Origin of the sequence: Pseudomonas oryzihabitans, assembly GCF_024652905.1 — a bacterium.
In the GTDB taxonomy this organism is placed as follows: domain Bacteria; phylum Pseudomonadota; class Gammaproteobacteria; order Pseudomonadales; family Pseudomonadaceae; genus Chryseomonas; species Chryseomonas benzopyrenica.
On record NZ_CP102428.1, the window covers coordinates 1,777,731 to 1,799,893 of the forward strand.

21 protein-coding genes, 3 tRNA genes and 2 pseudogenes are annotated in these 22,163 nt (G+C 66.4%); 7 read left to right on the forward strand and 19 right to left on the reverse strand.

Going from position 1 to position 22,163, the window contains the following annotated elements; all coding sequences use genetic code 11:
* Position 1: 1 nt before the first annotated feature.
* Positions 2–1,384: a dihydrolipoyl dehydrogenase gene (gene lpdA / locus NRG74_RS08240; RefSeq protein ID WP_257706265.1), complete on the forward strand. Its 1,383-nt coding sequence runs from the start codon at positions 2–4 to the stop codon at positions 1,382–1,384.
* The gene (locus NRG74_RS08245; protein ID WP_064308929.1) at positions 1,381–2,400 is read left to right on the forward strand and encodes a helix-turn-helix domain-containing protein; all 1,020 of its coding nucleotides are present in this window, start codon (positions 1,381–1,383) and stop codon (positions 2,398–2,400) included. The genes lpdA and NRG74_RS08245 overlap by 4 nt, the downstream gene beginning before the upstream one ends.
* On the opposite strand, the gene NRG74_RS08250 is transcribed toward NRG74_RS08245, so the two are convergent.
* From NRG74_RS08250 to tyrS, 9 genes are all read right to left on the reverse strand, one after another.
* Complete coding sequence (locus tag NRG74_RS08250) at positions 2,397–2,798, reverse strand: ester cyclase (protein ID WP_184290861.1); 402 nt, start codon at positions 2,796–2,798, stop codon at positions 2,397–2,399. The two genes, NRG74_RS08245 and NRG74_RS08250, sit on opposite strands and share 4 nt — an antisense overlap.
* Before the next feature lie 61 nt (positions 2,799–2,859).
* Positions 2,860–4,113, reverse strand: coding sequence for a metal-dependent hydrolase family protein (locus NRG74_RS08255; protein ID WP_184290863.1), 1,254 nt, complete (start codon positions 4,111–4,113; stop codon positions 2,860–2,862).
* Positions 4,110–5,405, reverse strand: coding sequence for an MFS transporter (locus tag NRG74_RS08260; protein WP_184290865.1), 1,296 nt, complete (start codon positions 5,403–5,405; stop codon positions 4,110–4,112). Before NRG74_RS08260 ends, NRG74_RS08255 begins: the two co-directional genes overlap by 4 nt.
* Before the next feature lie 195 nt (positions 5,406–5,600).
* Complete coding sequence (locus tag NRG74_RS08265) at positions 5,601–6,503, reverse strand: LysR substrate-binding domain-containing protein (protein ID WP_160923107.1); 903 nt, start codon at positions 6,501–6,503, stop codon at positions 5,601–5,603.
* A 65-nt stretch (positions 6,504–6,568) separates the two neighbouring features.
* On the reverse strand, positions 6,569–7,354 hold the full coding sequence (locus tag NRG74_RS08270; RefSeq protein ID WP_257706266.1) for an enoyl-CoA hydratase: 786 nt from the start codon (positions 7,352–7,354) through the stop codon (positions 6,569–6,571).
* Positions 7,355–7,368: 14 nt separating this feature from the next.
* The gene (locus tag NRG74_RS08275; protein WP_257706267.1) at positions 7,369–8,553 is read right to left on the reverse strand and encodes an acetyl-CoA C-acyltransferase; all 1,185 of its coding nucleotides are present in this window, start codon (positions 8,551–8,553) and stop codon (positions 7,369–7,371) included.
* 10 nt (positions 8,554–8,563) lie between these two features.
* Positions 8,564–9,331 carry an SDR family NAD(P)-dependent oxidoreductase gene (locus NRG74_RS08280; protein WP_160923104.1) on the reverse strand — a complete coding sequence of 256 codons (768 nt, stop codon included), beginning with the start codon at positions 9,329–9,331 and terminating at the stop codon, positions 8,564–8,566.
* Between the two features lie 98 nt (positions 9,332–9,429).
* Positions 9,430–10,107 carry an SDR family oxidoreductase gene (locus NRG74_RS08285; protein ID WP_184290869.1) on the reverse strand — a complete coding sequence of 226 codons (678 nt, stop codon included), beginning with the start codon at positions 10,105–10,107 and terminating at the stop codon, positions 9,430–9,432.
* A 10-nt stretch (positions 10,108–10,117) separates the two neighbouring features.
* Positions 10,118–11,362, reverse strand: coding sequence for a tyrosine--tRNA ligase (gene tyrS, locus NRG74_RS08290; protein WP_257706268.1), 1,245 nt, complete (start codon positions 11,360–11,362; stop codon positions 10,118–10,120).
* 607 nt (positions 11,363–11,969) lie between these two features.
* Between tyrS and NRG74_RS08295 the strand changes: the two genes are divergently transcribed.
* On the forward strand, positions 11,970–13,142 hold the full coding sequence (locus tag NRG74_RS08295; protein WP_257706269.1) for a GAF domain-containing protein: 1,173 nt from the start codon (positions 11,970–11,972) through the stop codon (positions 13,140–13,142).
* A 5-nt stretch (positions 13,143–13,147) separates the two neighbouring features.
* The gene (locus NRG74_RS08300) at positions 13,148–13,759 is read left to right on the forward strand and encodes a histidine phosphatase family protein (protein WP_257706270.1); all 612 of its coding nucleotides are present in this window, start codon (positions 13,148–13,150) and stop codon (positions 13,757–13,759) included.
* On the opposite strand, the gene NRG74_RS24585 is transcribed toward NRG74_RS08300, so the two are convergent.
* From NRG74_RS24585 to NRG74_RS08325, 7 genes and pseudogenes are all read right to left on the reverse strand, one after another.
* Positions 13,756–14,298 carry a methyl-accepting chemotaxis protein gene (locus tag NRG74_RS24585; protein ID WP_256664477.1) on the reverse strand — a complete coding sequence of 181 codons (543 nt, stop codon included), beginning with the start codon at positions 14,296–14,298 and terminating at the stop codon, positions 13,756–13,758. The genes NRG74_RS08300 and NRG74_RS24585 overlap by 4 nt on opposite strands.
* A 48-nt stretch (positions 14,299–14,346) precedes the next feature.
* A pseudogene (locus NRG74_RS24590) lies at positions 14,347–15,069 on the reverse strand (PAS domain-containing protein); the annotation flags it as partial.
* Between the two features lie 248 nt (positions 15,070–15,317).
* The gene (locus NRG74_RS08310; RefSeq protein WP_257706573.1) at positions 15,318–16,781 is read right to left on the reverse strand and encodes a chemotaxis protein CheW; all 1,464 of its coding nucleotides are present in this window, start codon (positions 16,779–16,781) and stop codon (positions 15,318–15,320) included.
* Entirely contained in the window at positions 16,781–17,389 is a 609-nt protein-coding gene (locus NRG74_RS24595; protein WP_371913851.1) for a methyl-accepting chemotaxis protein, read from the reverse strand. The genes NRG74_RS08310 and NRG74_RS24595 overlap by 1 nt, the downstream gene beginning before the upstream one ends.
* A 51-nt stretch (positions 17,390–17,440) precedes the next feature.
* Positions 17,441–19,246 (reverse strand): annotated as a pseudogene (locus tag NRG74_RS08315) (PAS domain-containing protein); the annotation flags it as partial.
* Between the two features lie 144 nt (positions 19,247–19,390).
* Entirely contained in the window at positions 19,391–20,176 is a 786-nt protein-coding gene (locus tag NRG74_RS08320) for a sulfite exporter TauE/SafE family protein (protein ID WP_026084050.1), read from the reverse strand.
* Between the two features lie 118 nt (positions 20,177–20,294).
* Positions 20,295–20,657: a hypothetical protein gene (locus NRG74_RS08325; protein WP_017642806.1), complete on the reverse strand. Its 363-nt coding sequence runs from the start codon at positions 20,655–20,657 to the stop codon at positions 20,295–20,297.
* Positions 20,658–20,823: 166 nt separating this feature from the next.
* Here NRG74_RS08325 and NRG74_RS08330 point away from each other — a divergent pair, with 166 nt between their 5' ends.
* The 3 genes from NRG74_RS08330 (at position 20,824) to NRG74_RS08340 (ending at position 21,604) form a co-directional block, all read left to right on the forward strand.
* Complete coding sequence (locus tag NRG74_RS08330; protein ID WP_017642805.1) at positions 20,824–21,027, forward strand: hypothetical protein; 204 nt, start codon at positions 20,824–20,826, stop codon at positions 21,025–21,027.
* 76 nt (positions 21,028–21,103) lie between these two features.
* Entirely contained in the window at positions 21,104–21,232 is a 129-nt protein-coding gene (locus NRG74_RS08335; protein WP_017642804.1) for a hypothetical protein, read from the forward strand.
* A gap of 177 nt (positions 21,233–21,409) precedes the next feature.
* Positions 21,410–21,604 carry a hypothetical protein gene (locus NRG74_RS08340; RefSeq protein WP_064307152.1) on the forward strand — a complete coding sequence of 65 codons (195 nt, stop codon included), beginning with the start codon at positions 21,410–21,412 and terminating at the stop codon, positions 21,602–21,604.
* A gap of 119 nt (positions 21,605–21,723) precedes the next feature.
* Here NRG74_RS08340 and NRG74_RS08345 read toward each other — a convergent pair.
* The 3 genes from NRG74_RS08345 to NRG74_RS08355 all read right to left on the reverse strand — a co-directional run bounded on the left by NRG74_RS08345 (position 21,724) and on the right by NRG74_RS08355 (position 22,047).
* Positions 21,724–21,808: transfer RNA gene (locus NRG74_RS08345), tRNA-Leu, on the reverse strand.
* Positions 21,809–21,859: 51 nt separating this feature from the next.
* Positions 21,860–21,935: transfer RNA gene (locus NRG74_RS08350), tRNA-His, on the reverse strand.
* Between the two features lie 35 nt (positions 21,936–21,970).
* Positions 21,971–22,047, reverse strand: a tRNA-Arg gene (locus NRG74_RS08355).
* Positions 22,048–22,163 lie beyond the last annotated feature (116 nt).

A 22,163-nucleotide genomic window follows, 5' to 3' on the forward strand; every position in this document is an offset into this window, starting at 1 on the left:
CATGGACACCCGACTCCTCATCATCGGCGGCGGCCCCGGCGGTTATGTCGCAGCCCTGCGCGCCGCCCAGCTGGGCATCGTCACCACCCTGGTGGAGGGCGCTGCCCTCGGCGGCACCTGCCTCAACGTCGGCTGCATCCCCTCCAAGGCGATGATCCATGTCGCCGAGGAATACCAGCGGGCCTGCGGGCGCGCTGAGCATGGCAGCCTGGGCATCCGCCACGGCCGCCCGGAGCTGGATCTTGGCCAGGCCGTGGCCTGGAAGAACGGCATCGTCGATCGCCTCACCACCGGCGTCGCCGCCCTGCTCAAGAAGCAGGGCGTGACGGTAATCGAGGGCTGGGCCGAAATCCTCGACGGCAAGACCGTCGAGGTGCAGCGTGCCGGCGGTGAGCAACTGCGCATCCGCACCGAGCACCTGGTGCTGGCCATGGGCTCCACCTCGGTGGAGCTGCCCAACCTGCCCTTCGGTGGCCCGGTGATCTCGGCGACCGAGGCCTTGTCACCCACGGAAATTCCCGAGCATCTGGTGGTGGTGGGTGCCGGCTACATCGGCCTGGAACTGGGCATCGCCTATCGCAAGCTGGGCGCCCAGGTCGCCGTGGTGGAAGCCCAGTCGCGACTGCTGCCCGGCTATGACGCCGAGCTGACGACGCCGCTGCGCCAGCGGCTGGAACGCCTGGGCATCGAGCTGCACCTGGGCTGCACCGTCGCCGGTCTGGCCGCAGACGGCGCGGGCCTGCGGATGACCCGTGGCGACGGTCGGGAAGAGCTTCTGCCGGCCCAGCGCATCCTGGTCGCCGCCGGCCGCCGCCCCCGCACCGAAGGCCTGGATCGCCTGCCGCTGGACTACGACGGTCGCTACATCCGCGTCGACGACGGCTGCCGCACCAGCATGACCGACGTCTGGGCCATTGGTGATCTCACCGGCGAACCCCTGCTGGCCCATCGCGCCATGGCCCAGGGCGAAGTGGTGGCTGAGCTCATCGCCGGCAAGCGTCGGCGCTTCGCGCCGGTGGCCATTCCGGCGGTCTGCTACACCGATCCGGAGATCGTGGTGGTAGGCCTCACCCCCGAGCAGGCCAAGGCGCAAGGCCTGGAGACCAAGGTCGCCAGCTTCCCCTTCGCCGCCAATGGCCGCGCCCTCACCTTGGAGGCGCCGGAAGGCTTCGTGCGGGTAGTGGCCCGCGCGGATGACCACCGCATTCTCGGCTGGCAGGCCACCGGGCAGCAGGTGGCGGAACTGGCCACGGCCTTTTCCCACAGCCTGGAGATGGGCATGCAGCTGGAAGACGTGGCCGCCACCCTGCACCCCCACCCCACCCTGGGTGAGGCGGTGCAGGAGGCGGCGCTGCGTGCCCTGGGCCGGGCGCTGCACCTGTGACCGACCTGCCGCGCGACAGCCTGGCCCCAGGCATCCTCGACGAGGCCCTGGCCGGGCTTTGCCGGCAAAGCGGTCAGTTGCCGGACGCCCTGCTCGCCGCGGAAGGCGTCCGGCTATCCGACCTGCTACTTGACCGAGAACGTCTCTCGGCGCCGCTGTTCGGCCAGCTGTGGTATCGCCTGGCACGGCGCTTCGATGACGAATTCTTCGCCCTGGGTCCGCGTCCGCTGCCGGCGGGCAGCTTTGCCTTTCTCTGCCAGAGCACCCGCCTGCAACCGACCCTGGGCAATGCCCTGCGGCACAGCGCCGACTTCCTGCGCCTGACCTTGGGTGTAAACCTGCGGCTGCAACGCGACGGGGAGCGGGCGACCTTGCGATTGGCACCCGGTGGTCTGCCGGGCAGCTTCGCGGTCTTTACCCTCTGGCTGATCCTGCATGGCCTGGCCTGCTGGCTGGTGGGCCGCCGGCTGCCGCTAGAGGAGATCCGTCTGACCGCTCAGACGCCGGGAGCGGACCTGCTGGCCGACTATCAGCAACGCTTCGGGCCACGGCTAAGCTTCGCCAGCGATGACGACTGCCTGGTGCTGGACGCCGCCCTGCTGGTCCTGCCGATCCGGCGCAGTGCCACGGACGCGCGGCGTTTCATCGCCGGCGCGCCGGGCAATCTGCTGGTGCACTATCGCGACGACGCCAACCTGATCGCCCGCATCCGCACCCTGTTGCGCAGCCGTGCACCCGAAGACTGGCCGGACGCCGTCGGCCTGGCGGCAGACCTGGGGCTCTCGCCCGCCACCCTGAGACGCCAGCTGGCGGCAGGCGGCCAGTCCTACCAACGCCTCAAGGACGAACGCCGGTGCCGGCTAGCCTGTCGCCAGCTGGATCAAGGCGCCCTGCCCCTGGATGAACTGGCCCTGCGCCTGGGTTTCGCCGATCCCCGCTCCTTCCAGCGCGCCTTTCGCAAGTGGACGGGCCTCAGTCCCCTGGGCTATCGCCAGCGCCAGAGTCGAGCGGGTTAGCCGTCGGCCAGCTGGGCAGCGATGGCGGCGGTATCTATCACCGAGCGCACCTCGCGGATGCGTCCGTTCTCGAAGCGATAGAAGACATGTTCGCTGAAGCGTACGCGCCGTCCGTTCACCGCCAGCCCGAACAGCTCGCCACGCGGCGTACAGTCGAAATCCAGCTGCGCGACCAGCCAGGGTGCTTCCACCACCAGCAGATGCGCGGTGAAGTGCAGATCGGGAATGGCGGCATGATCGCCTTCAAGCATGGCCTGGTAGCCCGCCAATCCCAGGGGCCGGCCATTGTGTTCGACGGCCTCGTCGACATAACGGCCCAGCTCCGCCCAGGCCTGGCGGTTGAGGCAGTCGAGGTAGGCCTGGTAGTGGCTGCCGAATTCGGTTGCGGCGAGCGGCATCGCGAGCTCTCCATGGGCATTGACTGCTACAGGGGACCGCGCCAGTCCGGCAAGACTCCCGTTACCCGAGGCGATTCTTCACCAGACGGCCACCTTGCAGGATGACGTCGAGTCTTTCGCCCTGCCCCACCAGACAGGAGATATCAGCCAGCGGATCGCCATCCACGACCAGCAGATCGGCCAGGGCTCCGGTCGCGATACAACCCAGTTCGCCCTCGCGTTCAAGGATGCGTGCCGCGACACTGGTGGCGCTGCGCAAGGCCTCCAGATTGCCCAGCACCTCGGCGCGGATGCGCAGTTCCTGCGTCTGGTATTCGTGCATCTCGCCCAGCAGGTCGGAGCCGTAGCCCATGGGTACGCCCGCCTCGGCGAAGAATTCCAGGGCGCGACGGCCCGCCAGGCGGACGTCTTCGATCTTGGCCACGGAATCCGCTGGCAGCCCATAGCGGGCGCCGTGCTCGGCGAGCATCTCGTAGGTCACCTGGGTGGGCACGGCGAAGGCGCCCCGTTCGCGCATCAACTGCGCCGTCTCCCGGTCGACCAGATTGCCGTGCTCGATGGTGCGCACCCCGCACGCCACGGCACGGCGAATGGCCCGGGCGGTATAGGCATGGGCCATCACATAGGTGTTGGCCGCCTCAGCTTCCTCGACGATGGCACGAATCTCGGCTTCGCTGTACTGGGTATTGGCGATGGGATCGGTAGGCGAGGAAACACCGCCGGAGGCCATGATCTTGATCTGGCTGGCGCCCTGCTGCAGTTCTTCGCGCACCGCCTTGCGCACGTTGTCCACCCCGTCAACCACCCGGGCGATGGCGCCAGCACGGAAGCAGCAACTGCACGGTTCGTTCAGCAGCAGTTCCCCACGCGCCCGCATGTCCCCGTGGCCGCCGGTCTGCGACAGCGCCTTGCCGGAGGCGAAGATCCGCGGGCCTGGCACCAGCCCCAGAGCGATGGATCGTGCCAGTGCCCAGTCCGCGCCGCCGGCATCGCGGACGGTAGTGAAGCCGCGCTCGAGCATCGCGCCCAGAATGGGCAGGGCGCGGTACATGATGATGGCGTTGGGCTGCAGGGCGTTGAAACCCAGGTTGGCACTGGACGCCAGTACATGTACGTGGCAATCGATGAGGCCCGGCATCAGGGTGCGACCCCCGAGGTCGATGACCGTGGCAGCGGCCGGTGGAGTAGCGCCCTGGTCACGGACCGCGGTGATGCGCTCACCTTCCACCAGGACTTCCTTGCCGGTGATCAGGGTGCCGCTCGCCAGATCCAGCAGCTTGCCGTTGCGCAGCAGTAGAGAGGTGCTTTGAGTCATGCGGATTCTCCCGATGGTTGGCCGCTGGTGGCATCGCGGAACAGCGCGGCGCCCCCGGCACTGATGGCCGCCGCGAACATGATGTAGAAGGCCGGCGCCAGCGGGCTGCCGGTAGCGGCGATCAGCCAGGTCACGGTAAAGGTGGCGAAGCCGCCGAACAGGGTCACGGCGAAGTTGTAGGCCACCGACAGTCCGGTGGAGAGCACCCGCGTCGGCAACAATTCGCCGAAGGCTGCCAGCAGACCGCCCAGATAGCCGGAGATCAGCAGCCCCAGCACGGCCTGGAACACCAGCAGGGAAGGCAGGCCCGGCCAGCGATTGAGCATCCAGAACAGCGGCCAGGCGGCGCAGAAGATGGCCACGGCCGACCCCAGCAGCCAGGGTCGCTTGCCATGGCGATCTGCCAGGCGCCCTACCAGGGGCGTCGCCACCAGCAGCACCAGGCCACCGAGTACACCGGCGGTGAAGCCCAGGCCACTGGGCAGGCCCAGCACCCGAGTAGAGTAGGACGGCAGGTAGAACAGCACGGAGTAGGTGCAGACCGTCCAGAGCACGACCATGGAAAAGGTAATGGCGGTCTGGCGGGGATAGATGCGCACTACCTCCCGCAGCGGCGACTGGGCACGCTCGACGGAGGCATAGGCAGGGGTTTCGTCGATGCGGCTACGGATGTAGAAACCGACGGGGCCGATCAGGGAGCCGAACAGGAACGGCAGGCGCCAACCCCAGCTCTCAAGTTGCTCCGGGGTCAGCAACGCCGACAGCAGCGCGCCGGCGCCTGCACCCAGGGCGACCGCCACCCCGATGCTGGCCTGGATCCAGCTGGAGTAGTAGGCCTTTTGCCCAGCGGGCGCGTGTTCGGTAAGAAAGGCGGTCGCGCTGCCCATCTCGCCACCCGCGGAAAAGCCTTGCAGCAAGCGCGCGAAGACGATGAGCGCCGGGGCGAACAGCCCCCACTGGGCATAGCCCGGGGTCACGGCGATGATCAGGGTACCGGCGGCCATCAAGAGGATGGTCAGCGACAGCGCCGCCTTGCGACCGCGGCGATCGGAGTAGATGCCGAGCAGGATGCCCCCTACTGGCCGCATGAAGAAACCGACGCCAAAGGTGGCCAGGGCCAGCAGATAGGAGGTCAGCTCGTTGGCGCTCGGAAAGAACACCTTGGCGATGATCACGGAGAAGAAGCTGTAGACGGTGAAGTCGAACCACTCCAGACCGTTGCCGATCACGGTGGCGACCACCGCCTTGTTGGCCTGGCGGCGCTGGACGGCGGACGGCTGCGGGAAAGTCATAGCGCTCTGCATTGTTGGCTCCCTGAATGCGAGTCGCGCAGGAAACTCGGGAGTCCCTGCACCGGCGACGGCAGTTTCGATAAAGGAAACAGGACGAGGATCTTTGCCCTCTGCCGCCGAGCTTAAGGGGCTACCCGGGACGCAGGAAAACGCTGATTGCAGGGGTTTGCATGCGCCAGGCGCATGCAAGAGGGGTTAGAGCGACGCGCTCAAGCCGTCGTTCAGCCAGGCTTCGAAACGGCGCGCTGCCAGGCCCGGCTGACGATCACCCGGCCACAGCAGGTAGTACCCCCCCTGCCCCTGCACGCATTCGCTACAGGCTTCGACCAGCGAACCCGAGCGCAGGTGGGCATCGATCATGGGGCGCCAACCCAGGACGATACCGTGGCCGGCAATCGCCAAATCGACCAGGATGGGGTACTGACTCACGGTGAGCCGCTGGCGGATCCGCGGGGCGGGATAGCCCAGGCGCGCGAACCATTCCGCCCAGGACAGCCAGCGTCGCTGCCCGTCCTCGATCATCAGCAGGCGCCGGTCGAGCAACTCCAGGGGTGACAGTTGCTGCCCGCCCAGGTATTCCGGGGCGCAATAGGCGCCCACCCATTCGGGAAACAACTGGCGGCCGGCCAATCCCGGGGGCGGCGGCTCCCGCAGGAAATAGAGCGCCAGATCGAATTCAGGCTTGAGCAGGGTATCGAGGTTGTCGAGCACCCGCAGGCGCACGTCGATGCTGGGAAAGGCGCTGGCGAAACGGCCGATCAGTGGACCCAGCCACAGCGCAGCCACGCCCGAGGAGCAGGCCAGTACCAGCTGCTGCTCGCCGCTGAGATCCATGACGTCCGCCGTGGTTTCCGCGAGATCCGCGAGCAGCTGCTGAACCCGCTCGGCATAGCGCTGCCCGGAGACGGTCAGGTGCAGCCGCTTGTGCTCGCGCCGAAACAGCGCGCGACCGAGAAAGGCCTCCAGCTGCGCCACCTGACGACTGATGGCGCTCTGCGTGAGGTTGAGCTCCAGCGCCGCCCGGGTAAAGCTGCCAAGCCTGACCGTTGCCTCGAAGGCAATCAAATTGGTCAGGGGTGGCAAGGGATCGATACGCATCCGAGGGCTCTGCGACGCTGGGCGGAAACGGCCAGTCTAGCGCCTCCGAGAAGCGCCGGGTGCGCTCAACGATGCTCGAACTTCGCCGGACGCTTCTCGACGAAGGCGGCCATGCCTTCCTTCTGGTCGGCACTGGCAAACAATGAGTGGAAGACCCGGCGTTCGAAGCGGATGCCTTCGGCCAGGCTGGTTTCGAAGGCCCGATTGACGCTTTCCTTGAGCAGCAGGGTCGCTGGCAGGGAGCGACTGGCGATACCGCGGGCGGCTTCCAGGGTGCGCTCCAGCAGCTCATCGGCGGGAAAGACCTGGGCGACCAGGCCGGCGCGTTCGGCTTCGGCGGCCTCCAGCTGTCGACCGGTCAGACACAGTTCCATGGCCTTGGCCTTGCCCAGGGCACGGGTCAGGCGCTGGGTGCCGCCGATGCCGGGAATGACGCCCAAGGTGATCTCCGGCAGGCCGAAGCGGGCGGTGTCGGCGGCGTAGATGAAGTCGCACAGCAGCGCCAGTTCGCAGCCACCACCCAGGGCGTAGCCGGCCACGGCGGCGATCAAGGGCTTGCGGCGCTCGGCGATGCGGTCGGCGACGCGGAAATAGTCGTCCAGATAGATCTGCGGATAACCCTGCCCGGCCATTTCCTTGATGTCGGCGCCGGCGGCGAAGGCCTTGGCCGAGCCGGTGAGCACCACGCACCCCACCTCGGGATCGGCGTCCAGCCGCGCCAGCATGGAGTCCAACTCAGTGAGTAGCTGGGCATTGAGGGCGTTGAGCGCCTTGGGTCTGTTGAGGGTGATGAGGGCCACACGGTCCTCGATGTCCAGCAACAGGGTGGATTCGGTAGAGGCTTCGCTCATGATCTTGTCCTTGTCTAGTCGTTGAGTTCCAGAGCCAGGGCCGTAGCCTCGCCGCCGCCAATGCAGATGGCGGCTACGCCCCGCCGCAGGCCACGCTGGCGCAGTGCCTGGATCAGGGTCACCAGGATGCGCGCGCCGGAGGCACCGATGGGATGGCCCAGGGCACAGGCACCACCGTGCACGTTCAACCGCTCCGGGTCCAGCCCCAGGGCATCCTGGGCGGCCAGCGCCACCACGGCGAAGGCTTCGTTGATTTCGAAGAGATCGACATCCGCCAATTGCCAGTCGATGCGTTCGAGCAGCGTGCGAATGGCGCCGATGGGGGCGGTGGGAAAGTCGCCTGGCGCGCCGGCATGGGCGGCATGGCCACGGATGGTCGCCAGCGGGGTCAGGCCCTCCCGCGCGGCCGTGCTAGCGCGCATCAGCAGCAGCGCCGCGGCGCCATCGGAGATGGAGCTGGCATTGGCCGCGGTCACGGTGCCGCCTTCGCGGAAAGCCGGCTTGAGCGTAGGAATCCGCGCAGGGTCGGCGCGGCGGGGTTGCTCGTCGGTGTCGAGGCGCAGGGTCTCCTTGCGCGTCACCACCTCCACCGGGACGATCTCGGCGGCGAAGGCGCCGCTGGCCTGGGCCTGACGTGCCCGTGCGAGAGACTGCTGAGCATAGGCATCCTGGCGTTCGCGGCCGATGCCCAGACGTGCGGCGCAATCCTCGGCGAAGGTCCCCATCAGGCGCCCGGGTTCATAGGCATCTTCCAGGCCGTCGAGAAACATGCTGTCGATCAGGGCGCCATGGCCAAGGCGATAGCCGCTGCGGGCCTTTTCCAGCAGATAGGGCGCACGGCTCATGCTTTCCATGCCGCCCGCCACCACCACCTCGGCGCTGCCAGCGCGCAGCAGGTCGTGACCGAGGATGGCCGCCTGCATGCCCGAACCGCACATCTTGTTCAGGGTGGTGCAGCGCGTGCTCTGGGCCAGACCGGCGCCAAGCGTCGCCTGGCGTGCCGGTGCCTGGCCGAGGCCGGCGGGCAGCACGCAGCCCAGCAGCACCTCGTCGACCCGTTCCGGCGACCAGCCCGCCCGCTCCAGTACCGCGCGGACCACGGCACTGCCCAGTTGCGGCGCCGAGAGCGCCGCCAGTTCGCCACCCAGGGCGCCCATGGGCGTACGGGCGGCGGCGACGATGACAATGGGATCATTCATGGCGATTCTCCTAGCGCGGGGCCATGCGCAGGGCGCCGTCCAGACGGATCACCTCACCGTTGAGCATGGAGTTCTCGATGATGTGGCGGACCAGGGCGGCGAATTCCTCGCCGCGACCGAGCCGCGGCGGAAAGGGCACGTTGGCGGCCAGGGCCTCGCGGACCTCGGGGGTCATGCCGGCCATCATGGGTGTCTCGAAGACACCCGGCGCTATGGTCATGACCCGGATGCCCTGCCCGGCCAGTTCGCGCGCTGCCGGCAGGGTGAGAGAGGCGACACCGCCCTTGGAGGCCGCATAGGCCGCCTGGCCGATCTGGCCGTCGAAGGCGGCGATGGAGGCGGTGTTGATGATCACCCCGCGCTCGCCACCGGCATCGGCCTCGCCCTTGGCCATGGCGGCCGCGGCCAGGCGCAGAACGTTGAAGCTGCCCACCAGGTTGACCGTGACGATACGAGCGAAGGCGGCGAGATCATGGGGACCGTTGCGTCCGAGGATGCGGGCGCCACCGACGATACCGGCGCAATTGACCGCGCCCTGCAGACTGCCCCAGCGAGCCAGTACGGTATCGATGGCCGCGCTCAGGGCCTCGGCATCGGTCACGTCCACCGGCAGCGCCAGGGCCCGCTCACCCAGTCGTTCCGACTGGGCCTGCACAGCATCGGCCTGCAGATCCAACAGCGCCACCCGGGCGCCTGCCGCGGTCAGTACCTCGGCCGTAGCGGCGCCCAGGCCGGAGCCGGCGCCGGTTACCAGAAAGGTTCGCTCGTCGATGCGCATGATGACACTCCCCAGGGTGGTGTCTGCATCTTCGATCCTCGACAGAGGTCGGACAAGGGCCAGAACGCTCAGCCGTGCTGAGCGATCCGGTTCCTCGCTCACCAGGGCAGGGCTTGCCCCTGATAGTCGAGAAAGGCGCTGCCGCTTTGGCCGGCCCGGGCGTCGATAGTCGCGACCAGACCCGCGACGCTATCGGCCACCTCGACCGGCGCCTTGTCGCCACCCAGTTCGGTGCGGACCCAGCCCGGGTGCAGCGCCAGCACCGCGAAAGCCGGCTGCCGCCCAACTACCCAGCTCTGCAGCAGGCTGTTCAGCGCTGCCTTGCTGGCGCCATAGAGCGGCATCTCGGCGGCCCGCGCCAAGCTGACGCTGCCCATCTGCGAACTCAGGCAGGCCACAACCCCCTCGGCTGCCATCCGTGGCGCCAGGGCATCCAGCAACCGCAGGGGCGCCACGGCATTGGTGAGGAACAGCTCGCCCAGCTCCGCGACGCTGGCCCGCTGCCCGTTCTCTTCTGCCGGGCCCATGATGCCGGCATTGACGATCAGCCGCTCCAGCGCGCCGTCACCCAGCTCGTCCAGGAGTCGTGTGCCCAGGTCAGGATCACGCAGATCGCCGGTCACCACCCGCAACCGCCCCTTGGCGGCCGCGGCCAGGGCATCCAACGCCGCATTCGGCGTTCGCACCACCGCCAACACCCGAGCACCTTGCGCCAGATATCGCTCCACCAGCCCCAAGCCTATGCCCCGCGAGGCACCTATCACCCAGACATTCATAGCCTTCTCCTCAGTCCACCAACGTGATGCGCAAATGCCGTTTCTTGCCCAGACTCACCCGCCGGCCGGCGTCGCTCGCCGTCAGCAGGACATCGGGGTCCAGCACCGGTTGCTCGTCCAGCCGCAGGCCACCGCCCTCTGCCAGCCGGCGGACCGCACTGCGCGACGGTTGCAGTCCCGCTTCGACCAGCAACTCCACCAGGGTGACGCCTGCGTCCAGCTGCCGGCGGCTCAGGACGACCTCCGGCAATTGACCCGCGCCGTCGCGAGCGGCGAACACCTCGGCGGCCGCGGCCTCGGCCTCGCGCTGGGCCCGCTCGCCATGGGCCAGTCGGGTCGCCTCGTTGGCCAGCACGGTCTTGGCCAGGTTGATCTCCGCCCCACCCAGGGCGCCGAGCCGCCGGACCTCGTCCAGCGGCAACTCGGTGAACAGCGCCAGGAAACGCTCGACATCGGCATCGTCGCAGTTGCGCCAGAATTGCCAGAAGTCGAAGGCCGACAGTCGCTCCTCGTTGAGCCAGACCGCGCCCTGGGCCGACTTGCCCATCTTGCGGCCGTCACGGGTGGCCAGCAGCGGCATGGTCAGGCCATAGAGTTGGGGACCGCCCTGCCGGCGCGACAGCTCCACACCGTTGATGATGTTGGCCCACTGGTCCGCGCCGCCTAGTTGCAGGGTGCAGCCATAGCGCCGCGACAGCTCGACGAAGTCGTAGGCCTGCAGCAGGGTGTAGCCGAATTCCTCGAAGGACAGCGAGTGCTCGCGGTCGAGACGATTCTTGATGGCATCGAAGGTGAGCAGCCGGTTGATGGAAAAATGCCGGCCGACGGCGCCGAGAAAATCCAGGTAGCCCAGGCCGTCGAGCCACTCGGCGTTGTCCACCACCTGGGCACGACCGTGGCCATCGCCCACTTCGAGATAGCGGTGAAAGGCATTGGCGATGCCGGCCATGTTCAGGGCGATCTGGCCGTCGGTGAGTACCGGGCGACTGCTGTCGCGGAAACTGGGGTCGCCGATGCGGGTGGTGGCACCACCGATCAGCAAGAGGATGGGATGGCCGGCACGCTGCAGCCAGCGCATCAGCATCAGGCCCTGCAGATGGCCGACATGGAGGCTGTCGGCGGTGGCGTCGAAGCCGAGATAGCCGGTCACCGGCCCTGCGGCGAAGGCGCGCGCAAGGCCGTCCCGGTCGGTGGTCTGGTGAATGAAACCGCGGGCTTCGAGGGTGGTGAGCAGGTCTTGCGTGGTGCTGTCCATGGGGTCTCCTGTGGCTGGACGGTGCCAGGGAGACCGGGAGAAGTTGCCTTGACCGAGCCGCCCTAGGCGGTTCGGTCATGCAGCGCAGTACCTACCACCCGATGTTGGTCAGGTAGCAGTAATAGGCGCTGATGGGGCAAAGAAAGGTTCGCATGGGTCGCCACGCTACCGGCTCGCCTGCCGCTTGGCAACTGCGAACCGCTCGCACTGCCGCTTCGACCAGATGTCGCACCTCCTCTGGCAGCGGCTGAACGAACAGCGAGAGTGGCGTTCCGACTCCTGTCCTTTGCCAGCAGTATCGAGACGCAGAGATGAACGTACCCGCTCCACCCCGCGAGATCCCCAGCACCGGCATGGCAGTCCCAGGCGTACCTGGACATGGAAAAGCCTTTGCGTGAGAGGATCCCCCCAATGAAATGCATTACCCCAGCCAACCTGCTGTTGCTGCTGCTCTGCCTCACGGTGCTGGCCTACGCCACCGACCTGATCGGCTAGACGAGACCTGACCGTCCGGACGGTCAATCGGGTGGCATGGCAGGGCCACGGTTGCCCTCGGCCGTCTCTTGGCCTAGCGTTCAGGGCCTGTCCGTCAGAGAACTACAGCGTCATGCCCAGCCAACCCTCCAGTACCGTCGAAAGCATCGAGCTGATAGCGTCCCTGGATTCCGTCGCGGCGCTCCTGCGCGTCGTCTGTGATGTCAGCGGCCTTGGGGTCGCCACCGTCGCCGAGGTCACCGAGCAGCGCTGGATCGCCTGCGCGGTGGAGGATCGTATCGCCTTCGGCCTACGACCCGGCGCCGAACTGGATCTCGAGTCCACTCTGTGCAACCACGTGCGCTCCTCCCACGACGCCGTGATCATCAGCGACGTGACCCGGAACCCCACCTACTGCGATCATCCGGCGCCCAGCCTCTATGGCTGGAAGAGTTATCTATCGGTCCCGGTATTTCGTCCCAACGGGACCTTCTTCGGGACGCTATGCGCCTTCGATCCCCAGCCCAGGCCGCTGCTGGAGCAGCGCTCGGTGATCGATACCCTGGACGGTTTCGCCCGTCTGCTGGGTGAATTGCTCGCCCGCGAAGAACAGCGTCGCGAAGAAAGCCCCGGTGCGCGCGTCGACCGGGATCTGACGCCCTTGCACGACCAATTGCTGGTACTGCTGGAGGAGGATCTGCAGCGCCCGCTGCAGGCGCTGGCTGCGCAGGACCTGCACGCGGACGCATCCCAGATGCGGCACTGGCACACCGAGGCCCAGCGCCTGGCCGAACGCAGCGGCGTGGCCGCCGACTTCGTCCGCGCGCGCCTGGGCCATGGCCTGCCCCTGAAACCGGCGTTGGTTGACGGCTTCAATGAACAGCTCCTGGGCTTGTTCGCCACGCTGCAGACGCGCTTTCCCGGGCAGACCTTGAGCAGCAAATTGCCGGCCTTACCGGCTGCCTTGCGGCTGGATCTGCCGCGGGTGCTGCAGGCGCTGGACGCCGTGCTGGAGCAGGTCGCTTCCCGCAATCCTTCTGGGGGCAACCTGTTGCTGCGTGGCGCGATCAAGGATCGCTGCTACAGCCTTATCGTGGAAAGCAGCACCGCCGTGGTGGAACCTGGCACCCTGAGTCAACTGTTCCAGCCGGCGCTGACCAGGGCCGACCTTGCGCAGCCCGCCCGCCTGGACCTGGGCCTCTATCTCGCTCAGGAAATCGCCCGCGGCCATGGCGGCAGCCTGGTCGCGCGCCTGGAAGCCGGTCACTTGAGATTCCTCCTTACCCTGCCCACTGCTCTGGATTGATGCCCTTGCCCTTCCCTTCTCCCCTGCTGGTGATCCGTCACGGCGAAACCGACTGGAACGCCAGCGGTCGCCTCCAGGGTCGCCAGGACATACCGCTCAACACGCGCGGTCGTGCCCAGGCCGAAGCCGTGGGCCTGGCCCTGCGCGACCGCCTCGACATCTCTCGCTTCGCCTGCCTGAGCAGTCCGCTGCAACGCGCCAGCGTAACGCTCGATCTGATCCTGGCGCAGCTGCCAGGCACGCCAAGAAACCTGGGCCGCGATGCGCGCCTGGCGGAAAAGGCCTTTGGCGACTGGGAGGGCCTGGACATGCCCACCATCGCCCAGCGTTATCCCGAGCAGCACGCCCGCCGCGCCGCCGAGCCCTATACCTTTCGGGTATCCGGTGGCGAAAGCTATGCCGATGCCGCCGAGCGGGTGCGCCCGCTGCTGGAGGAACTCCAGGGCCCCACCCTGCTGGTGGCCCACGGTGCTCTGATCCGCAGCCTGCTGGTAGCGATCGGCCTGGCCAGTCCGGAGGTGGCGACCCGGATGGTCATCCACCAGGGCCGCTGGCTGGAGCTCACGGCCGCGGGCTATGAGTGGTACAGCGCCCCAGGCTGGGGCGACCAGCCTTAACTTAGCCGGCGGGCGAACTGGCTGACCGCGCCCACCACCTGGCGGGCGCCATCCTGGATCTCGGTGATGCGCACCCCGGCGTTGCTGGCCAGGTGCAGCCCCTGCTCCGCCTGCTGCCGGCTGGCGGCCATGTTGCTGACCGCCGTCTGCGCCAGTTGCTGGTTCTGCTGCACCACCCCGACGATCTCCTCAGTGGCCTTGCTGGTGCGCCCGGCCAACTGCCGGACTTCGTCCGCCACCACCGCGAAGCCACGCCCCTGCTCACCGGCCCGGGCGGCTTCGATGGCGGCGTTGAGCGCCAGCAGATTGGTCTGCTCGGCGATGCCGCTGATGGTCTTGACGATGGCGCTGATCACCAGCGACTGCTTGCCGAGGTCTTCGATGCCGTTGGCGGCGACCTGGATCTCGTCGGCGATGCGGGTCATCACCGCCACGGTGTCCTGCACCACGGCCGCGCCCTGACGCGCGCTTTCGTCGGTGGTCTGGGAGATGTCGAAGGCGACCCGTGCGGCCTCGGCCACGGCCAGTTCCTGCTCCACCTGCTCGGTGATGACGGTGGCGAACTTGATGACCTTGTACAGCTCGCCGCGGGTGTTGAGGACGGGATTGTAGGAGGCTTCCAGCCAGACCGTGCGGCCATGGCTGTCGATGCGCTTGAAGCGACTGGCGACGTAGTCGCCACGATTGAGCCGCTCCCAGAAGACGCGATAGTCAGCGGACTCCGACTCTTCGCGGCTGCAGAACATCCGATGATGCTTGCCGACGATCTGCGCCAGTGAATAACCCATGCCCTGCAGGAAGCGCTCGTTGGCGGTGAGCACCTCGCCGGACAGGTTGAATTCGATCACCGCGGTGGAACGCAGCAGCGCATTGATGATGCCCGAGTGCTCGGTGGAGGTTTCCACCTGCTCGGTACGGTCGTAGGCATAACAGCGGATCTGTTTGACCTGGCCCTGGGTGTCGCGCACGGGCGTCCAGATCGCATAGAGCCAGGCGACGCCACCCGTCCCGCGCAGCAGCCGATAGATGCCACTGGCCTGGCGACCTTCGTTGAAGCTGCGCTTCAGATCGCCATAGCAGACCAACTTCTTCACGTAGTCCGGAATGATGTCGTCCAGGTTCCGCCCGGTGAGGCTACCCGGTGCGTAACCCAGGCACTGGGCGAAATTGTCATTGAAGTCTTCGATCCGGCCCTGGGCGTCCAGCAGTAGGCAAAGGGCGTCATTGCAGAACGCCGCGCGCAGCTGACGGTGCTCGGCCAGCTCGGCTTCGAGATCAGCGATACGGCGTTTGAGTGCGGAGTTGAACATGGGATCACCCAGGAAAGTTGTGTCTTTCTCTGGTTCGACGCGCCGCGAGATTTCTTGACCAGGTGCTGATGAACGCTGGACGCGGACACGTCAGGAGAAGTGTCGACGATGCGCTTCGCGTGGTGCCGGCTGGAAAGCGCCACGGGCTCTAGCCTGCCGCTACCGCTTTGATAACGAACTCCACCGAGGTCGACGAAGGCGCGGGCGATCCGTTACCCGACCGCTCAGCGAAGTGACGAGCGGTCGAGTCAAATAGTCGCGGGCCCAGGCTCGGGCACGGCCTGGCGGGCCTGTCGTTCCAGGCGCTGCACCAGCGCGCCAAGATCGATCAAGGTGGCCTGGCGACTGTTGCCCCCGGTACTTACGCCCACCCAGCTCTGCGCCCGCTGTGCCGGCATCGCCCCGCCCTCCCCGGGCAATTGCCAGCTGCGCGCCAGGGCATCCGCCCGCAGGTCGGTAAAGGCCTCGATGGCCTCCACCCGCTGTACCACGAAGCCCAGGCGCTGGCGCTGTCCTTCCACCACGATCACCTGATCGCCCGGACCGGACTCGACCCTCTGCGCACCGGCCAGGGTCCGCAGGCACACCAGGGTGATCTGCTGGCCCCGGACCTCCATCACCCCCAGCAGCCGCGGATCCCGCTGCCCGAGGCGCAGGTAGCGCGACGGCAGGGGCAAGACCTCGGCCACCTGCTCCAGCGGGACGGCGAACAGCAATTCGGCGAGAAAGGTAAGACAGGGCTGGCGGCGGACCTGGCGCCGTTCCTCCTGCAACAGATCGCGGTCGGTGCGATAGATCCGCGCATAGGCGACCGCCGCCGCCTGGCAACCCAGGACCAGGTGATCGATCACGATCGCCGTCTCGCCATCCGCTGCGCTGAAAACCCCGCACAACAGCTCGGGCTGCTCCAGGCCAAAGCCGAGCAGCGGCGCGCACTGCGCCGGATCCCGTCGCCACATGCCGAGCAGCCGTTCGAAACCGAAGGCCACCCGATACTGACCCTGGTCGCCCGCCGCCAGCACCAGCAGTTGCTCACGGCGACTGTGCGCGGGCGTGGTCAGCCCCAACAGTGCGGACAGCTCCAGCACCGGCAACGTCTGGCCGCGTAACTGCACCTGGTGGCGACAGCTGTCGCTGGCGAATTCGCTGGGCGCCAGCTGCGGTCGATCCACCAGTTCCTGCACCACCTCCGCATCCAGGCAGAGGCGACGTCCGTCGCATTCGAACAGCAGATAGAGCCGCTCGCCATCCTTGCCGGCGCTGGCCCCCTGCCGATGGGCGTGGGGCACGTCGGCGCTGACCTCGAAGCCTGGCAAGGCGGCCAGGGCTTCCAGGTCCAGCAGATGGACCAGCCGGCCGCTTTCCGGGCGCAGGTGGACCTGCCCCAGGAGGCGCCCGGGTGCCCCCTGCAACTGCACGATGGCGTCCGCCGGCAGCCTGAGGATATCCACCACGTTATCGATGGCCAGGCCGAAGCGACCGCCGCCCTGGCGAATCACGGCGATCCGGCGCTCGCGCTCGACCGGCGGCACCCCCAGCAAGCCATGGCCGTCCACCAGCGGCAGTGGCTGACCGCCCAACTCGAAGAGACCGAGCAGCCAGGGCACCGGACTCGGATGGGCGGCCAGGCGGTCCGGCCAGGGCACCACGCGTTCCAGGGCCTGGGCGGGCAAGGCGACTTCCAGTTCGCCGATCCGCACGACACCCCGCATCACGAACGGGTGCCTCCGATGATGGGCGCCACCGTGGTGGCCGCGTCGAGCTCCTGGATCAACTGATTGACCCGCGCCGCATCGTCGAGCTGGGCGGCGGTGGAGCCGTTGATCGCCTCGATGGACTGTTGGGTCTTGCCCACCCCTTCGGCGATCAGCCCGAAGGCCTCGCCCACGCTGCGCGAGATTTCGCTGCCCTGGGCGATGCTCTTGACCGATTCCAGGATCAGCTTGTTGATCTCCTTGGTCGCCTGGGACGACTTCTCGGCCAGCTTGCGCACCTCGTCGGCCACCACCGAGAAGCCCAGGCCATGCTCACCGGCGCGGGCGGCTTCGATGGCCGCGTTGAAGGCCAGCATGTTGGTCTGGTTGGCGATATCGCTGATCACCTGGACGATGTCCTGGATGCCACCGGCGGTGGTGCCTATGGCCGCCATGGCGTCCAGCGAGCGCGTCAAGGTCAGGGAGCCGCGCTCCGCTTCCTCCAGCGTGCGGCGGGCCATGCGGTTGGCGTCATCGGTGGTCTCGGCGATTTGGTTGATGGAGCGGGTCAGGGCGTGCAGCGAGAGATTCATCTGCTCGATCTTCTGCCGCACATGCTGCTCCATCTCCACCTGCCGGGTGATGTCGGTGGCGAACTTCACCACCTTGTGCACCTGGCCTTCGGCATCGAAGATCGGGTTGTAGGTGGCCTGGATCCAGATGCGCTGACCGAACTTGCTCAGGCGCATGAAGCGGCCGCCGAACACCTCGCCCTGGGCCAGCCGCGCCCAGAATTCGCGGTACTCGCTGGAGGCGACGTGGTCGGCCTCGCAGAAGATGCGGTGGTGCTGACCGCGGATCTCCTCCAGGCGATAGCCCAGGGTCGCCAGGAAATTGCGGTTGGCCTCGAGGATCTTGCCGGTCAGGTCGAATTCGATCACCGCCTGGCCGCGGTCGACGGCCGCCACCTTGCCGGCATAGTCGCTGTTGCGAATCTGGCTTTCGGTGATGTCCACGGCGAACTTCACCACCTTGCACGGCTTGCCGTCGGCGTCGAAGATGGGGTTGTAGGTGGCCTGGATCCAGATCTCCTCACCCCGGCTGTTGCGCCTCTTGTACACCCCGGCGTCGAATTCGCCGCGCGCCAACTTATCCCAGAACAATCGGTACTCGGCCGAACGGGCGTAGTCGTCGGAGCAGAAGAGGCGGTGGTGTTTGCCCACCACCTCGTCGGACTGGTAACCCAGGGCCAGCAGGAAGTTGCGGTTGGCGGTGAGTACCGTGCCGTCGACGGTGAACTCGGCGATGGCCTGGGATCGGTCGATGGCCGCCACCTTGCCTTCGTAGTCGCTGTTGCGCAGCTGGCTCTCGGTCACGTCGCTGGCGAACTTGACCACCTTGTAGGGCTTGCCCTCGGCGTCGAGGATGGGATTGTAGGTGGCCTGGATCCATACCTGGCGGCCGTCGCTGGCGCGTCTCTTGTACAGGCCGGCATCGAAGTCGCCCCGACCGAGCTTTTCCCAGAACAGGCGATAGCCGGGCGAACGGGCATGCTCGGGTTCGCAGAAGATCCGGTGATGCTTGCCACGTACCTCGTCCAGGCTGTAACCCAGGGCGGACAGGAAGTTTTCGTTGGCGGAGAGGATGTTGCCGTGCAGATCGAATTCGATCACCGCCTGGGCGCGGTCGATGGCGGCCATCTTGCCTTCGAATTCGGCAGCCTGCAGTTGCGCATCGGTGACGTCAGTGGCGAACTTCACCACCTTGTAGGGACGACCGTCGCTGTCGAGGATGGGATTGTAGGTGGCCTGGATCCAGATCGGCCGGCCATCCCGGCGGATGCGCTTGTAGACCCCGGTATCGAAGAGACCCTGCCCCAGGCGATTCCACAGCAGCGCGTATTCTGGCGAACGGGCATAGTCGGCCGGGCACATCAGGCTGTGATGGCGGCCGCGCAACTCCTCCAGCGCATAGCCGGTCATGCCGAGGAAATTGTCGTTGGCCCAGAGCACATTGCCCTGCAGGTCGAATTCGATCACCGCCTGAGAGCGGTGAATGGCAGCGATCTTGCCCTCGTACTCCACCGCCTGCAGGCGACTCTCGGTAATGTCGGTGGCGAACTTGATGATACGCTGCGGTCGTCCCTCGGCATCCAGCAGCGGATTGTAGGTCGCGCGGATCCACCTCAAGCTGCCATTCTTATGCTGGCGCCGATAGACGCCGCTGTGGAACTCGCCGCGCCCCAGGGTCTGCCAGAACTGCTGATAATCCTCGCTCTCCACCACCCCTGGCGGGCAGAACAGACGATGATGCCGGCCGCTGACTTCCTCCAGGCGATAACCGAAGGCCTGCAGGAAGTTGTCATTGGCGTGCAGCACCCTGCCTTGCAGATCGAATTCGATCACTGCCAGGGAACGGTCCAGCGCCTGACGCAAAGCATGATAGGCGGAGGTATCGTCGACAGTGACAGATTCGGAAAACATGGGCAGCTCCAGGAAGGGGACTCGACAATCAGGCTATCGGCAATCGCGATAACAAATTGAACGCTGCCTATCCTAGAACTGTTTTCCGCTGGTGGAATCGCCAATGGTCGTCCGACGAACGACTCCCATGCTGGCCAGACGCCTTCAGACCACCAGCTTGGTGCCTATGACCAATAGCATGACCGCCAGACAGGGCCGCAGCACGCCATCGGGTACCCTCCCCGACAGGTGACTGCCCAGGAAGATGCCTGGCAGTGAGCCCAACAGCAGAAAACCCAGCACATGCCAGTCCAGGTTGCCCAGGCCGGCGTGGCCAAGCCCTGCCACCAGGGTCAGGGGCACCGCATGGGCGATCTCGGTGCCGACCAGGCGCCGAGTCGCCATCAGCGGATAGAGCAGGAACAGCGCCACCGTGCCCAGGGCGCCGGCGCCGATGGAGGTCAGGGTCACCATGAAGCCCAGCACCGCACCGGTCAGCACCGTGAGGGCATTGAGACGCCCCGTACTCAGGTGAAATCGGTCACCGGCATGCCGGCTGGCGAAGGCGAAAATCTGTTGCTTGAACAGGATGGCCAGGGCGGTCAGCAGCAGCACGATACCGAGGGCATGCTTGATGAGCGCATTGGTGGCGTGTTGGTCACCCGGGAGCAAAGCCAGCGCGAGGAGTGTGAGAGCCGCAGCGGGTACGCTGCCAGCGGCCAGCCAGCCGGTCACCGTCCAATCGATGTTGCGATTACGTTGATGGACGAAGACGCCGCCCGCCTTGGTGATGGCGGCATAGAGCAGATCGGTGCCCACGGCCGCGGCCGGGTTGATGCCGAACCAGAGCAGAATGGGCGTCATCAGCGACCCACCGCCTACCCCTGTCATACCCACGATGAAACCTACCACCAGCCCCGCGATCACGAAGCCCATTGCCCCAACTTCCATTACAGCCCCAATTGCCGTTGTCGGCTCATCTTGCGGCCGCACAGGATAACCACTCAGGTTATGCCGGGGTATATTGAAAGAGTCTTTGCTTATAACAGCTGGAACTATGAATCAGCCGTCATCGTGGGCGACGGGCGTCCAGATAGGCCAGGACTTCCTCATCGCCATAGCCCGCACGTCGCGCATGGGCCTCAATGGCCGCGCGGCAAGCGGGATCGGTGATGGTCGCCGGCATAGAGGCGCCGCAGGGCGCCAGTGCGGCCTGGGCCAGGAAGCTGTCCAGATCCTGCTTGTGTTCGTCAGCGACGGCGTGGGTGCCCGTGGTGGGCGCATGCGCTGCGACTGGCGGCGTGGTGGTCGCCACGACGGCGGGCTCGCTGGCTGTCGAATCGCCTTTGTGCGTGGTCGCCACCGCAGCCACCACCAGCAGGCCAAAGCCTGCCGTCAACACCAGCAACTTGCGTGTCGAACTTCCGCTCATGATCTCTTCTTCCCTCTAAAAAGCTTACCGTCCTGGACCTGAAAGCGACCTGGGCCGCCTAACGTCCGACTTTTGACCAATCGAGTTGGACAATATTTTTCCAGCTTGTGTTCAGCCCAAGGCGGGTCATGCCACACTCGGCGGCATCAGGAGACAGGAGCGGCTCATGCAGCAGAAGGATTTCGTCGGCCCCCGTTTGCGCCAGCTCAGCGCCGATCTCTCGCTCGCCGATCGACTGGCCGAGAGCGCTCAAATCGATCTCAACGCCGATCTCAAGCGCCGGGTCCGGGATGACCTCGAACGGGCGCTGCGGGAGATCGGGCAGCTCAGCGAAGAGCAGACCCTCTGGCTGAACTGGGCGAACACCTAACCCAGGCACGTCCAACGTCGTCGCGCTGTAACGCGCGGCTGCTATCTGTAGCGGCATCCACCCTCTGGAGCCGAGCATGAAAGCGGAATACGAAATCAGTGACGACATCGCCCAGTTCGTCGGCGGCGCCTTGATCAGCCTGGTATTGCTCAGTGGCGGAGCCATCGGCGGCGCCTGCTTCCTGCTGGCCGAGACGCTTGGTTGACCGCCCGCCGCCTACCCCCTAGCTAGCGTCAGGGCTGCGCAGCCATTCTTGAGCGAATGCCTGGCCGCCTACCCGGCTGACATCCATTGATTCATAGGCAACTTGCATTGCGCTGAGGGCGCATTACTCTTGAAAGCTGACAGTAACAATTAGCGCACACAGTTAAGAGGTCGGATCATGCGAACCCAACTGACCCGCTCGATCACCCTGTTCGACGCCCCTCGCCCCCAGGCGCAAGCCAAAGATGAGTCGGCGGTGCCCGCCGATAACGGTTTTACCGGTCGCACCAACCAGCGGTGGACGGCAACCTTTCTCTGCGGCACCGCCCTGGCGTTCGTCTTCTGCGCGCCACTGTTCCGGCATCTACACTAGCTCTGCTGGCCGATAGCAGCTATTCGGGAACGGTGCGCAACCATGGCGTTCCAGCTGCTAGCTGAATCGCGGGCACAAAAAAACCGGCGCTGGGCCGGTCTCTTGCTGTGCATCTTGAATGGTGCGGACGGAGAGACTCGAACTCTCACACCTTGCGGCGCCAGAACCTAAATCTGGTGTGTCTACCAATTCCACCACGTCCGCGAGACGCTTGAAAGACGAACGCCAGACACGAGGTCTGGCGTTCGCTGAATATGGGGTGGACGATGGGAATCGAACCCACGACACCAGGAGCCACAATCCTGTGCTCTACCAACTGAGCTACGCCCACCATATCTTACCTGCTTGCCGTCGCCGAACCGCCAATGGCGCGCCCGGCAGGACTCGAACCTGCGACCATCCGCTTAGAAGGCGGATGCTCTATCCAGCTGAGCTACGGGCGCCTGTTACGGCAGCTGCCCTAGCAGAGACTTCCTTGGTGAGAAGTCTCTTGCCTGGCCCTTGTCAGTGACTTGGGCTGTGCTCGGCAAGCGGGGCGAATGTTATAAAGCTCCCGCAG